The 13,401-nt window shown below is 68.9% G+C and carries 15 protein-coding genes; 10 read left to right on the top strand and 5 right to left on the bottom strand.

Annotated features, from left to right (window positions below; all coding sequences use genetic code 11):
* Positions 1-13 precede the first annotated feature (13 nt).
* From AB4Z46_RS12470 to cobJ, 5 genes are all read left to right on the top strand, one after another.
* A complete protein-coding gene (locus tag AB4Z46_RS12470; RefSeq protein WP_442283808.1) occupies positions 14-427 on the top strand; it encodes a DUF1636 family protein in 414 nt (137 codons plus the stop codon).
* 11 nt (positions 428-438) lie between these two features.
* The gene (locus tag AB4Z46_RS12465; RefSeq protein WP_442283807.1) at positions 439-1,653 is read left to right on the top strand and encodes a hypothetical protein; all 1,215 of its coding nucleotides are present in this window, start codon (positions 439-441) and stop codon (positions 1,651-1,653) included.
* A complete protein-coding gene (locus AB4Z46_RS12460; protein ID WP_442283806.1) occupies positions 1,653-2,279 on the top strand; it encodes a precorrin-8X methylmutase in 627 nt (208 codons plus the stop codon). Before AB4Z46_RS12465 ends, AB4Z46_RS12460 begins: the two co-directional genes overlap by 1 nt.
* Complete coding sequence (locus tag AB4Z46_RS12455) at positions 2,276-3,007, top strand: precorrin-2 C(20)-methyltransferase (protein WP_442283805.1); 732 nt, start codon at positions 2,276-2,278, stop codon at positions 3,005-3,007. Before AB4Z46_RS12460 ends, AB4Z46_RS12455 begins: the two co-directional genes overlap by 4 nt.
* Positions 3,008-3,127: 120 nt before the next feature.
* Positions 3,128-3,913, top strand: a complete 786-nt coding sequence (gene cobJ, locus AB4Z46_RS12450; protein WP_442283804.1) for a precorrin-3B C(17)-methyltransferase — start codon at positions 3,128-3,130, stop codon at positions 3,911-3,913.
* Here cobJ and AB4Z46_RS12445 read toward each other — a convergent pair.
* A complete protein-coding gene (locus AB4Z46_RS12445; RefSeq protein WP_442283803.1) occupies positions 3,874-4,647 on the bottom strand; it encodes a cobalt-precorrin-6A reductase in 774 nt (257 codons plus the stop codon). The two genes, cobJ and AB4Z46_RS12445, sit on opposite strands and share 40 nt — an antisense overlap.
* On the opposite strand from AB4Z46_RS12445, the gene cbiE reads away from it, so the two are divergent.
* The 5 genes from cbiE to cobF all read left to right on the top strand — a co-directional run bounded on the left by cbiE (position 4,646) and on the right by cobF (position 8,662).
* Positions 4,646-5,857, top strand: a complete 1,212-nt coding sequence (cbiE, locus tag AB4Z46_RS12440; RefSeq protein ID WP_442283802.1) for a precorrin-6y C5,15-methyltransferase (decarboxylating) subunit CbiE — start codon at positions 4,646-4,648, stop codon at positions 5,855-5,857. The genes AB4Z46_RS12445 and cbiE overlap by 2 nt on opposite strands.
* Positions 5,839-6,270: a cobalamin biosynthesis protein gene (locus tag AB4Z46_RS12435; RefSeq protein WP_442283801.1), complete on the top strand. Its 432-nt coding sequence runs from the start codon at positions 5,839-5,841 to the stop codon at positions 6,268-6,270. The genes cbiE and AB4Z46_RS12435 overlap by 19 nt, the downstream gene beginning before the upstream one ends.
* Positions 6,267-7,049, top strand: coding sequence for a precorrin-4 C(11)-methyltransferase (gene cobM / locus AB4Z46_RS12430; RefSeq protein WP_442283800.1), 783 nt, complete (start codon positions 6,267-6,269; stop codon positions 7,047-7,049). The genes AB4Z46_RS12435 and cobM overlap by 4 nt, the downstream gene beginning before the upstream one ends.
* A gap of 88 nt (positions 7,050-7,137) precedes the next feature.
* A complete protein-coding gene (locus AB4Z46_RS12425; protein ID WP_442283799.1) occupies positions 7,138-7,824 on the top strand; it encodes an energy-coupling factor ABC transporter permease in 687 nt (228 codons plus the stop codon).
* Positions 7,825-7,858: 34 nt separating this feature from the next.
* Complete coding sequence (cobF, locus tag AB4Z46_RS12420) at positions 7,859-8,662, top strand: precorrin-6A synthase (deacetylating) (protein WP_442283798.1); 804 nt, start codon at positions 7,859-7,861, stop codon at positions 8,660-8,662.
* Positions 8,663-8,697: 35 nt separating this feature from the next.
* Here cobF and AB4Z46_RS12415 read toward each other — a convergent pair whose 3' ends face one another.
* From AB4Z46_RS12415 to AB4Z46_RS12400, 4 genes are all read right to left on the bottom strand, one after another.
* Positions 8,698-9,483, bottom strand: a complete 786-nt coding sequence (locus AB4Z46_RS12415) for a hypothetical protein (protein ID WP_442283797.1) — start codon at positions 9,481-9,483, stop codon at positions 8,698-8,700.
* Positions 9,484-10,049: 566 nt separating this feature from the next.
* On the bottom strand, positions 10,050-10,988 hold the full coding sequence (locus AB4Z46_RS12410) for a LysR family transcriptional regulator (RefSeq protein WP_442283796.1): 939 nt from the start codon (positions 10,986-10,988) through the stop codon (positions 10,050-10,052).
* A 91-nt stretch (positions 10,989-11,079) separates the two neighbouring features.
* Positions 11,080-11,847, bottom strand: coding sequence for an SDR family NAD(P)-dependent oxidoreductase (locus AB4Z46_RS12405; RefSeq protein ID WP_442283795.1), 768 nt, complete (start codon positions 11,845-11,847; stop codon positions 11,080-11,082).
* A gap of 41 nt (positions 11,848-11,888) precedes the next feature.
* Positions 11,889-13,391 (bottom strand): AMP-binding protein, encoded by a 1,503-nt coding sequence (locus tag AB4Z46_RS12400; protein ID WP_442283794.1) that lies wholly within the window; start codon positions 13,389-13,391, stop codon positions 11,889-11,891.
* Positions 13,392-13,401: the final 10 nt, after the last annotated feature.

Raw genomic sequence — 13,401 nt, 5'->3', positions numbered from 1 at the left:
AAAAAAAAGAACCATGTCCCACGCAGCTCACCCAGCGCCCGCCGCACCCGTCACCGAAGTCATCGTCTGCACCACCTGCCGACCTGCGGGAGCGTCGCGCGATGTGCCGGCGGCCGGCCAGATCCTGCTGGACAACGTGCAGATGCTGCAGTGCGAAGACCTCCGTACCGGAGTCCAGGTGCGCGGCATCGCCTGCATGAGCGGTTGCTCGAGGGCCTGCACGGTGGCGTTGCAAGCCGCCGGCAAGCCCACCTACTTCTTCGGCGATCTGCTCGCCGATCCCGAAACGGCGGCCCAGGTCCTGGCGTGTGCCGACCTGCACGCGCGCAGCGTCGACGGCGCGCTGCCGCGCAGCCAGCGCCCCGAGCGGCTGCGCAGCGGCATCCTTGCCAAGCTGCCGCCGTTCCTGTCGGCCGTGGTGGCGTGAGGCGTGCGCGCATGACACTTCCCGATCCTTCCGAAGCGGGTTCGCACGCCGAACCGACCGGACTGCGCCCCGCCGCCAAGGGCTGGTGCCCCGGCGCGCATCGCGCCATGGCTTCCGGCGATGGCCTGCTGGTGCGTGTCCGGCCGCAGCTGGCGCGCTTGACGCGCGCGCAGACCCTGGGTCTGTGCGAGCTGGCACGGCGCCTGGGCTCGGGGCTCATCGACCTGACCCATCGCGCCAATCTGCAGTTGCGTGGCGTGAAGCCGGACGACCACGGCGCGGTGGTCGATGCACTCTGCGCCCTGGGCCTGGCGGATGCGGACGCCACGCGAGAAGCCTGGCCGCCGGTTCTCGTGGCGCCTTGCTGGCTAGCGGGCGATGACACCGAAGGCATCGCCACGGAATTGTTGTCGCGCCTGAACGAGCTGCCCGCGCTGCCGTCCAAGTTCGGGTTCGCAGTGGATGCGGGGCCGGCGCCGGTCCTGGCTGCGGCCCCGGCGGACGTGCGCATCGAGCGGGCCCGCTCGGGTGGCCTGCTGGTGCGCGCCGACGGCGCCGCGGCCGGTCATCCCGTGTCCCGCGCCGGGGCGGTGGATGCGGCCCTTGCGATGGCCGCCTGGTTTGCGGCGACGGCCAAGGGGGTCGAGCCGGCATCGCGGCGGATGCGTCGCCATCAACAGATCTTCAGTTGGGCCGATGGCCCGCAGCCGCTCGAACCCGCGGCCGCCTCGGCCTCGCTGCCCGCACCCGGCATGTCCTCGCTCGGCCCGGTCTACGGCGTGCCTTTTGGGCAGATCGAGGCTGCGGCCCTCGCCACGCTGCTGCGCGACAGCGGCGCCGTGGGGCTGCGCCTGACGCCGCATCGCGCCCTGGTTCTGGAAGGGGGCCGGTGGTGCGAGGCGAAGGCCTTCATCACCGTGGCCGAAGATCCCTTGCTGCGCGTCGATGCCTGCCCGGGCGCGCCCTCGTGCGCCTCGGCGACAGTGGCGACCCATGCCGTCGCCCGCGCGCTCGCTTCGGGGCTGGATGCTGTGGGCAGCGCTGCACCCCGCAGCCTGCATGTGTCCGGCTGCGCCAAGGGTTGCGCACGTGCGCGCCCGGCCGATGCCACCCTGGTGGGCCGCAACGGCGCCTTCGATCTGGTGCGCAACGGCTGCGCCTGGGATGCGCCCGTGCAGACCCGACTGCCCCCTGAAGCCTTGTGCTCACTCATCGGAATGCCCTGATGCACGTCTATGAAACCGATGGCGCGGAAATCTACCGTCGCTCTTTCGCCATGATCCGGGCCGAGGCCGAGCTCTCGCGCTTCGATGCCGACGACGAGCCCGTCGCGGTGCGCATGATCCACGCGGCCGGCCTGATCGGGCTGGAAGCCCAGCTGCGCTTCCAGCCCGGCTTCTCTCGCGCGGCGCGAGCGGCGCTGGCGGCCGGCGCACCCATCCTGTGCGATGCACGCATGGTCAGCGAGGGCGTGACCCGCTCGCGCATGCCGGGCGGCAACGAGGTGGTGTGCACCTTGCACGACCCGGAGGTGCCCGGTCTGGCCGCCGCCATGTCGACCACCCGCTCTGCCGCCGCGCTGGAACTGTGGCGGCCTCGGCTGCAAGGCGCCGTGGTCGCCATCGGCAACGCACCGACGGCCCTGTTCCATCTGCTGAACATGCTGCAGGATCCGGCCTGCCCGCGGCCCGCGGCGATCATCGGTTGTCCGGTCGGCTTCGTCGGCGCGGCGGAATCGAAAGACGCGCTGTGGGCCGAACAGCCCGCGCCCTGTTGCATCGTGGCCGGCCGCCTGGGCGGCAGCGCCATCACGGTGGCGGCGATCAACGCGCTGGGGAGTCGTCTCGAATGAACCCGCGCGGCACCCTGTACGGACTGGGCCTGGGCCCCGGGGATCCGGACCTGATGACCGTGCGCGCGCACCGCCTGTTGCAGCGCGCGACCCATGTCGCCTACTTCCGCAAGGCCGGCCGGCCCGGGCAGGCGCGCCGCATCGTGGACGATCTGCTGCCCGAAGGGGTGACGGAACTCGCGATGGAGTACCCCGTCACCACCGAGATCCCGGTGGACGATCCGGCCTACAACCAACTGCTGTCCGCCTTCTATGCCGAATGCGCGGCACAGCTGCGGGCGCTGTCGGACGCCGGCCACGACGTGGTCGTGCTGTGCGAGGGCGATCCATTCTTCTACGGCTCGTTCATGCACCTCTACACCCGGCTGGTCGAGACCCACCCGGTGCAGGTGGTGCCGGCGATCACGGGCATGTCGGGTGCATGGACGGCGACCGGCCAGCCCATCACCTGGGGCGACGACGTGCTGACCGTGCTGATGGGCACGCTGCCCGAATCCCGGCTCGCGCGCCACATGGCCGACAGCGAGGCGCTGGTCGTCATGAAGATCGGTCGCCACATCGACAAGGTGCGCCGTGCATTGACGACGGCGGGTCGACTGCAGGACGCCTGGCTGGTCGAGTTCGCCACCATGCCGGGTCAGAAAGTGATGCGGCTCGCAGAGGCCGACGGCCGCGTCACGCCCTACTTTTCGATCGTGCTGGTGCATGGGCAAGGACGGCGGCCATGAGCGCCGCCCGGCCGCCCGAAGGCAATCGCACCGGAGTGCGAAGCACGGAGGTTTCCGAATGAGCGCCGCCCGGCCGCCCGAAGGCGCTCGCACCGCAGTGCGCAGCACGGAGGTCGCCTGATGAGCTTGGCAGCAGGCTGGCTGGTCATCGCCGGGCTCGGCCCGGGCGCCGATGGCTGCGTGACACCCGAGGTGAGCGCGGCCCTGGCCGATGCCACCGACGTGGTCGGCTACATCCCCTACGTGGCCCGGGTGGCGCCGCGCGCCGGACTCAGGCTGCACGCGAGCGACAACCGCGTCGAGCTGGAACGCGCCGCCCACGCTTTGCGCCTGGCCGCCGAAGGCCGGCGCGTGGTGGTGGTGTCGTCGGGCGACCCGGGTGTGTTCGCGATGGCCTCCGCGGTGTTCGAGGCGGTGGAAGCCGGCGATGCGGCCTGGCGCCTGCTGGACGTGCGCGTGTTGCCCGGGATCACCGCGATGCTGGCCGCCGCCGCGCGCGCCGGAGCGCCGCTGGGCCACGACTTCTGCGCCATCAATCTGTCGGACAACCTGAAGCCCTGGGCGCTGGTGGAACGCCGCCTGCGGCTGGCGGTGCAGGCCGATTTCGCGATGGCCTTCTACAACCCGCGTTCGCTGGCGCGGCCGGAAGGATTCGCGCGAACGCTGGCGGTCCTGCGCGAGGCCTGCGATGCGGCGGGAAGCCCGGCGCGTCCGGTGATCTTCGCCCGCGCCGTGTCCACGCCCGACGAGACCCTCCGCGTGGTCGCGCTCCAAGATGCACAGCCGGAGATGGCCGACATGCGCACCGTCGTCATCGTCGGCTCCAGCCTGACGCGGGTCATTGCCCGCGAGGGCCGACCCTGGGTCTACACGCCGCGCTCGGCGCCGCCCGAGGGGGCCGCATGATGCGCTGCCTCCAGCCACTGCAGCACCTCGGCCACGCGTGTCGCTTCCTGTCGCGCGGGCAGCGGTGGCCGCGCCACCATCACGATCGGCAGTTCGAGCTCGCGGGCAGCGTGCAGCTTGGCCTCTGCACCGGTGCCGCCGGCGTTCTTGCAGACGAGGATGTCCACGCAGTGCGCGCGCAGCAGGGCGATGTCGCCCGCCATGTCGAAGGGTCCGCGCGAGACGATGACCGTGTGCTGCGGCAAGGGCGGCTGCACCTCGGGCAGGTCGACCAGCCGCAGGATGTAGTGATGCTGCGGCTGTGCCGCAAAGGCGGCCAGATGCATCCGGCCCAGGGCCAGCATCACGCGTTGCGGCGGCCCGCTCAGCGCGGCGACAGCCGCGGGAAGGTCGGGCACGGACTGCCAGCGGTCGCCAGGGCCGGCCTGCCAGCCGGGGCGAGTCAGGGCCAGCAAGGGCAGGCCGCACTGCGCGCAAGCCGCGACCGCGTTCGCGCTCATGCGCGCGGCAAAGGGATGGGTGGCGTCCACGACGTGCGTCACCTGCTCTTCGCGCAGATGGCGCACCAGGCCGCTCACGCCACCGAAGCCACCCACGCGCACGGCGATGGGCTGCGCCTTGGGCTGGGTCACCCGGCCGGCATAGGACAGCACGGCGCGTTCGCCTCGTTCGGCGAGCGCCCGCGCCAGCGCGCTCGCTTCGAGCGTGCCGCCCAGGACCAGGACATTGCGCATGGCTGAATTCACTGAAACTACCCCGTGGTTGACGATCATCGGACTCGGCGAAGACGGCTGGGAGGGCCTGCCTTCCGCCAGTCGCGCGGCACTCGATGCGGCCGAACTGGTGGCCGGCAGCGCCCGGCATCTGGCGTTGCTGCCCCATCTCCGCGCCGAGCGGCTCGAATGGCCGGTGCCGTTCGCCGATGGCATCCCGATCCTACTGGCACAGCGCGGCCGCCGCGTGGCGATGCTGGCCTCCGGCGACCCGTTCTGGTTCGGCGCGGGCAGTTCGGTGACGCGCCATCTCGGCGCGCACGAATGGCATGCCCTGCCCGCTGCATCGACATTCGGCCTGGCGGCTGCGCGCCTGGGTTGGCCGCTGGAGCACCTCACCTGCCTGGGTCTGCACGCGGCGCCGCTGGCGCGCCTGCGACCGCACCTGCACACGGGCGAGCGGCTGCTGCTGCTGCTGCGCGACGGTGCCGCAGTGGCGGCGCTCGCGCGCTATCTCGTCGACAACGATTTCGGCGCCAGCGCGATGAGCGTGCTCGAAGCACTGGGTGGCCCGCACGAGCGGCGGCGCGACGTCGCTGCATCCGCCTTCGACCTGGCCGATGTGCGGCATCCGGTGGCCGTGGCCTTGCAGGTGGCCGGCACGGGCATGGCCATGCCATGCAGCACCGGCCTGCCGGACGACGCATTTGCGCACGACGGCCAGCTCACGAAGCAGAAGGTGCGTGCCCTGGCGCTGTGCGCCCTGGCACCGCGGCCCGGCGAGCGGCTGTGGGACATCGGCGCGGGCTCCGGGTCGATCGGCATCGAATGGCTGCTGGCGCATCCGAGGTGCGAGGCCGTGGCCATCGAGGGCGACCCCGAGCGCGCGATGCGGCTGCGTGCCAATGCCGACCGGCTGGGCGTCGATCGGCTCGCATTGGTGACAGGCCGCGCACCCGACGCCTTGGCCGGCCTGCCGCCGCCGGATGCGGTCTTCATCGGCGGCGGACTCAGCGACGCGCTGCTGGTGCATCTGTGGCGCCTGCTTCCGCGAGGCTGCCGCGTGGTCGCCCATGCAGTGACCCTCGAATCCGAAGCGCTGCTCGCCGACTGGCACGCGCGCGCCGGCGGCAGCCTGACGCGCATCGAGTTGGCGGAGGCCGCGCCATTGGGGACGCGGCGCGCCTGGCGCGCTTCCTACCCGATCGTGCAATGGAGTGCGACGCGATGATGGTGGCGGGCTTCGGTTTCAGACACGGCGCGACGCTGGCATCGCTGCGCGACGCGTTGGCGCACGCGACCGCGGCCTTGCAACCCACGGTGGCGGTGCAGTCGATTGCCTTGCTTGCCACCGCGCAAGACAAGGCCGACGCACCGTGCCTGCGCGCACTGGCCGATGCGCTGGGCGTGCCGGTGTGCGCCGTGGAGGCTGCGCGGATGAACGCCACCGCCACCCTGACCGACCACGCCACGGTGCGTGTGCTGCGCGGCAGCGGCAGCACCGCCGAAGCCGCGGCCCTGGCGGCAGCCCTGATCCACGGCGGTCCGGGCGTCTCGCTGCTTCATCCACGCGTGGTGTCGACCGACCGCCTTGCCACCTGCGCGATCGCCGCGCGAACACAACAACCGGAGTTTCGACCATGACCATCCACTTCATCGGCGCCGGTCCCGGTGCGCCAGACCTGTTGACCCTGCGCGGGCGCGACCTGATCGGCCGCTGCCCTGTCTGCCTCTATGCCGGCTCGCTGGTGCCCGAAGAAATCCTGGCGCACTGTCCACCCGGCGCGCGCATCGTCAACACCGCGCCGCTCGATCTCGACGCCATCGTCGCCGAATTCGTCGCCGCCCATGCCGCAGGGCAGGACGTGGCGCGACTGCATTCGGGCGACCTGTCCGTCTGGTCGGCGATGGGCGAGCAATTGCGCCGCCTGCGGGCCGCCGGCATCCCCTACACAGTCACGCCTGGCGTGCCCTCGTTCGCCGCCGCGGCGGCCGCGCTGGGTGCCGAGCTCACGCTGCCGGGCCTGGCGCAGTCGGTGGTGCTGACGCGCACCTCCGGGCGCGCGTCGCCCATGCCGTCGTGCGAGACCCTGGCTGGCTTTGCCGCCACCGGAGCCACGCTGGCCTTGCACCTGTCCATCCACAAGCTGGCGGAGGTGGTGGCGGAACTGGTGCCGTTCTACGGCGCCGAATGTCCGGTGGCCGTGGTCTATCGCGCGAGTTGGCCGGACGAGCAGATCTTCCGCGCGACCTTGGCCAGCATCGAGGCGACGATGGGCGAGGGCGTGGAACGCACCGCGCTGATACTCGTCGGCCCCGCACTGGCCGCAGAAGGCTTCACCGAAAGCCGCCTCTATGCCGGCGACTACGACCGGCGATTCCGGCCGACGCGCGCCGAGACGGGAGGCTCGCCAGTCACCTGAGATTGCCATTTCCGTTCGTTCATCCTTTTCCATCCACCCCCTCGCAGCGCCGCTCGCCGGACTGCACTCACCTCAAGGAGCCCCCGCCATGCACATGGAACCCGGAATCGTCGACGGCAGCAAGATCCTGCTGTCCTATGCCACGGCGAGCGCCTGCGCGCTCTATGCAGTGAAGCTGTCCCTCAACCACATTCGCGAGGAAGGTGCGGGCTCGCTCGCGCTGCGCAGCGTGCTCGCCGCCATGCTGGTCTTCGTCTTCTTCGAGGTGTTCCCGCACGTGCCGGTCGGCGTGTCCGAGGTTCACCTGATCCTGGGCTCGTCGCTGTTCCTGATTCTGGGCGCAGCGCCCACCGCCATCGGCCTGGCCGCGGGGCTGGCGCTGCAGAGCCTGTTCTTCGAGCCGCAAGACCTGCCGCAGTACGGCATGAACGTCACCACCTTGCTGGCCGCGCTGTTCGCCATGCAGGCGGTGGCCAAGCGGGTGCTGCCCGCCAGGCTTCCCTATGTCGAGCTGGGCTACGTGCACGTGCTCAAGATGTCGGTGGTGTTCCAGGGCGGGATCGTCGCCTGGGTGGCTTTCTGGACGATCTACGGCCGCGGCTTCGGGGCAGAGACGCTGCAAGCCGTGGGCAGCTTCGGCGCCGCCTACATGACGGTCGTACTGCTGGAGCCGCTGGTCGACCTGGCCGTGCTGGCAGCAGCCAAGGGGCTGCGCGGTCGGGCAGGGCAGGGCGGGTCGGTGCTGCTGGCGCGGCGCCTGCACCACGCGGCCTGACCACGAGCTGGCCGATTGCCGCGCAGACCCGCTGATGGATGCCATTCCCACGATCGAGCTGATGCTGATTGGCATCGGCACCGGCCATCCCGAGCATCTCACGCTCCAGGCCGTCGGTGCACTGAAGCGCGCCGACCTCGTCCTGATTCCGCGCAAGGGCGCCGACAAGACCGATCTCGCCGAGTTGCGCCGCCAGGTCTGCGCGACCCATCTGGACGGCCAGGCCCGACTGGTCGAGTTCGACCTGCCCGTGCGCGATGTCGCCGCGCCCAGCTATCTCGATGGCGTGCAAGCGTGGCACGCGGCCATTGCCGCCGTGTGGGCGGGGCAGATCGCCACATGCCTGCCTCAGGGCGGTCGTGTGGCACTGCTGGTCTGGGGAGACCCCTCCCTCTACGACTCCAGCCTGCGCATCGCCGAACGGTTGCAAGCGGCTGGCATGGCGCTGCGGGTCGAGGTGATTCCCGGCCTGAGCAGCGTTCAGTTGCTGACCGCCGCACACGCCATCCCGCTCAACACGCTGGGCGCCTCGGTACTGATCACCACGGGACGTCAGTTGCGGGCCGGCGGCTGGCCCGCAGGCCTGGACACGGTCGTGGTCCTGCTCGACGGTGGCTGCGCTTTCCAGGTTCTGCCCCCGGAGGGCATCGAGATCTATTGGGCAGCCTATCTCGGGATGCCGTGCCAGTTGCTTCTTGCCGGCCCTCTGGCCAGCACCGGACCACGCATCTCTGCGCTTCGCGCAGCGGCCCGCGAGGAGCACGGCTGGATCATGGACAGCTACCTTCTTCGACGGAGCACGGTCGGTCTCCCAGGTCTTGACGGTCCGACCGGTTGAATCCGCAAACCAAATCCGCCGATCAGAAGACGAACCTACTTCGGAAGCAACACCTGCGCCTGAAGGCGCAGCGACCATGACGGCGCGTAGTCGGGACGAACCACGTTGTAGTAGGCGCTGATCTGCGTGTTGAGCGGCAGGTTGCCCACGCGAAAGATCTTGCCGATTCCACCACCCATCGGCACGGTCCACTTCTGTCCGCTCGCCGCTTCCCAGTTGGAAGTGATCAGGGGCGAAGTGGTCAGGTACATGCCGCCTGGCAGGTTGTAGTTGAGGAATGGCTGGATGGTGAGCTGATTGATCTTGGGAGCGGTGGACGAACTCGAGACCGACCAGATGTTATTGACCAGAGCGCCGAACACCCATGGGCTCTGTTTGTCGGAATGCAGCAGAACAGCGGTGGGACCGAGCCCCCAACGATCGTTGCCGAGTTCGTCGGAAGTGTGCGTGGGCAACTGCGTGATGGCACCCACACCCCAGATCCAGCCGTTGTCCGCCGCTTTGGGCGAGAGGATGGCGCTGAGCTGGGTGTCACCGAGACCGAAGGTGGAGCCTTGACCGGATGCCATGGGCGGCTGCCAGATCAGGGGGAAGATGGTGCGCGTGATCAGGTTCCAGTCGCTGTTGATGCTGAAGGGCACCACCGGCTGGATGTTCAGCACGTCTTGCGTCTTGCCTAGCGGCCCGGTGTTGAAGTTCGTGTTGAGCTGGAACGGAATGCTGATCATGTTGGCCAGCGGGTTCTGCGCCGACTTTGCAAGCTCCTCGTTGGTYGCTCCTTGAGCCAGAGCCAGGGTCGATGCAGTACCGAGTGCTGCCATGGCTGACAGGTGGCGGAGGCCCTTCAAGTGCCTGGTCGGCTTCGCAGCCTTGGGTGTGTTTTTCAATGGAACCTTGCAAAGTGGAAATGAATGCCCCAATGGGCGAGGTGCCGGCCTCTCGTTCGGTGGTGCACATGCTGCGGGTCCACGCGCCGCTGCCGAGGTGGGGTGCAGGAGGAGGAAGTCAGCATGCAAGAATGAAGGGGGCGCGCGTTGATCATGGGTTGCAGCAAGACACTCGGCCTGCGGCTGCCAGCCCTTTGATCGGGACAAGTCTAGGGGAGCGACCCGCGAAGCGTGTTCAGTTTTCATCGCGTATTTCCATGCGCGATTTCCCTCTGCCAAGGAGACCCATCCGGGCACGCCTTGCTCCAGTGTTCACTTTCAGTTCTGTCGCAATGGCAGCGCCGGACCGAGTGAGTTCGCGTCGTGTCTCTATCACTCAGAAAGCCAGCGAGCAGGACTGAGTTGCTGCGGACGAGGCACCGGAGTCGGCTTGGCCCGGTAGAAGTACTTCCACTGGACGCTTGCGTCGGCGAACTACCTCGCGATTCGCCGGAGCGGATTCACGGCGCTGGGTCCGACGGCTTTGCCAACTGCTCGAGTTCGTGAAATATCAGCGCACGCACCTCCAGCACTGCCCGTGACGCGGGCTTGTTCAGCGACTGGTAGACATACAGTGGCCGGTCCGCCGTGCCTCCCCGGATCCGCGCGCCGGAGAGGCCGCCTTCGCGCAGCGCGACGTCGGCGGTGGTGGACGTGAGGATCGTGTACGCGCTGCCCGTGCGGGCCGCCTGCAGCATGAGCGCGAGCGAATCGGCCTCGCCGATCAGGTTGATGGCAAGTCCGCGCTTCAGCGCGAGGTTCTGCAGGTGATCTCGATGCCACTGGCCCCGTGGGCCCAGCACGAGCGGCAGCGCAAGGCATTCCTCCAGATCGATCGAGGGCTCTTCGTTCCCGCGACGCTTGCGCTTCGCGGGGGGAAATGAACCGGCGCATCCCACGGCGAACATCGACACCGGCACGACCAAGCGGGTCCGGGACTCGATGTTGACGGCCGGCGTGTAGACAACTGCGAGATCAATGACACCGTCCTCCACCATTTCGGGCAGGTTCGACAGTCCCGCTTCATGAAACGACAGGAAGACCTTGGGAAAGCGCTCGCGTGTGCGTTGCAGCAGCGGCGCGGCGATGCGCATCCCCAGCGATTCGGGCATGCCGACATGCACCGTTCCCACCGCTTCCGTAGCGGTCTGGCGCACCTGCGCCAGCGCGTACTCGATATCGAGCACGATGCGACGGGCATGCTCGAGGAGCACCTGGCCTGAGGCCGTCGGTTTCACGCCGCGCGGATGCCGGACCAGCAAGGGCTCGCCGATCTCCTCCTCGAGCCGCCGTATGTGTTGGCTCAGCGCCGGTTGGGCGATGTGCAGGTTGCGGGCGGCCTGCGTGAACGACCCGGACTGTGCAACGTTGGCGAAGTAGCGAAGGGATCGGATGTCCATCGAAGTGATGACCAGTTCGGCCTGTATCTTGTGCGGAGTGGGAGGACCCGAGAGTCCCGCCCGCAACGGCCGCCCGTGATCCCGAGGCGGGTCAGCTGGTCATGTGGAACCCGCCGCTGACACCCAGGTGCTGGCCTGTAATGTAGCTGGCGCCGTCCGACAACAGAAAGCAGACCGCTTGAGTGACCTCGCCGCTGTCGGCGAAGCGCCCCAGCGGGATCTGGTTCAGAACGGATTCGCGGAACTTCTGGCTGCGCAGCACCTCGGTCATCGTGGTCTCCACGACACCAAAGCACACCGAGTTCACCCGGATATTGAAACGGCCCCATTCCCGCGCCGCCGTCATCGTCATCCCCAGCAGCCCCGCCTTGGCGGCCGCGTAGTTGATCTGGCCGATGGCGCCCTTGCGGCCGCCCTCGGACGAGATGTTGACGATCGCGCCACCCGACCGGTCACCCTCCTTTGCTCGCGCCAGCAGATGCCGTCCCACCGCACGGGTCCAGTAGAACGATCCCGTCAGGTGCACGTCGATAACCTCCTGCCACTGGCGATCCGTCATCTTGTCGATCATCGCGGGCCGGATGATGCCGGCGTTGTTGACCAAGCCGTCGACGCTGCCGAACCGGGCGACGGCGTCTCCGACGACCTGGTCCGCCAGATCGGGATCGACCACTGTGCCCGTCGCGGTCATCACTCGGTCCGGCGGGAGGGACGCGAACGCCGCATTCAGAGCGTCCTTGTTCATGTCGACACCGACGACATTGGCGCCCATGGCGAGGCAGCGCTCGACGATGGCCCGGCCGATACCCTGGGCCGCGCCAGTCACGATGCAAGTGCGATTCTTCAGTTGTTCAGTCATGGATGGTTGTCACTTGAGGAAGGGCGAACGGGAGACGGTGGTCAGATGCGCCGGGCATGGCCTTGCCAGTAGTCGTCGCGCAGACGTCGCTTGAAGATCTTTCCGCTTTCATCGCGAGGCAACCGCTCGTGAAAGACGATGGTCTTCGGGACCTTGAAGCTCGCCAGGCGGTCACCGAGATAGGCCTGCACCTCGGACGGGGTGGCCCGCGTTCCGGCCTGCATCTGGACCGCGGCGGCCAAGCTTTCACCAAACTCCACGTCGGGTATGCCGAAGACCGCGACGTCTGCGATGCCTGGCATGGTCAGGAGTTCGGCCTCGACCTCGGCCGGGTAGATGTTCACGCCGCCCGAGATCACCAGGTCGGATTGCCGGTCGCAGATGAACAGATAGCCGGCGTCGTCGACATAGCCGATGTCGCCCGCCGTGACCAGGCCGTCCGCTTCGATCTGCTCACGAGCGGTCGGGTGGCCCAAGTACTCGAAATCAGGCATGGCGGGTTGACGCGCATAGATCAGCCCGATCTGGCCGGCGGGCAGCGTCGCGCCGGACTCATCGACGATGCGCAGCTTGGCGTTTCCGACCGGACGCCCGGCCGAGCCCGGTCGGCGCAGCCAGTCGGCGCTGTCGATGAAGGTGACGAAGCCGGTCTCCGTGGCGCCGTAGCCCTCGGTGACGATGGGACCGAACCAGTCGATCATCCGTCGCTTGGTGTCGGCGGGGCAGGGCGATCCGGTCGACGAGATGTGTCGAAGCGAGGAGAGGTCGTACTTCGTGCGCACGGCGTCGGAAAGCGCAAGGAGGCGTTGGAACATCGTCGGAACGAGGTAGGCCTCGGTGATCCGGTGCTGCTCGATCAGGCCGAGGGTACGCTCGGCCTGGAATCGCGACTCCAGCACGAGGACCGCGGCGTTCGCGCAGCAGTTGAGCACGAACGCCAGCGGGGAGCTGTGGTACATCGGCGCGCTCAGCAGCGCGCGCGATGCCTCCGTCACGCCGAAGACGGTGCGGTGCACTTCCCGCTGCGCCGCCTCGATGCTGGCGCATGCGTCGGTCCCGACCGGCAGTCGCCGGACGCCCTTGGGCCGGCCTGTCGTGCCGGAGGTGTAGAAGATGCTGTTGTTCGATGCGCTGCGCGGGGGCAACGGTGCTCCGTCGCCGAGGAGCGCGGCTCGCGCGGGGCTGCCCGGAGGCTCGCCGGCATCGTTTTCCGGCACGCTGATGACGTGGACCGTGGCGCCGATGGCGGTCGCGATCGGCGTCAGCAGGTCCTCGTTCACGACGAGCGCGGCGGCCCGGCTGTCGGCCAGCAAGTAGCTCGCTTCCGCCGACTTGAAGTGCCAGTTGATCTCGACGAGGTAGACACCCGCCTGGCGGCAGGCCACCGCGAGGGCAACGTGGACGGGACCGTTGCGCAGCATCGCTGCCACCGTGTCGCCCTCCGAGACTCCGATGCCGCGCAGGCGGGCCGAGAGGCCAGCGACCAAAGTGCGCATGTCGTCGGTGGACCACGCCTGGCCGTCGACAGTGAGTTGGGGGACCATGGGCACCGCG

This window comes from Variovorax sp. M-6 (genome assembly GCF_052114385.1).
Lineage (GTDB): Bacteria > Pseudomonadota > Gammaproteobacteria > Burkholderiales > Burkholderiaceae_C > Variovorax.
This window is presented reverse-complemented; position numbering and strand designations above follow the sequence as displayed.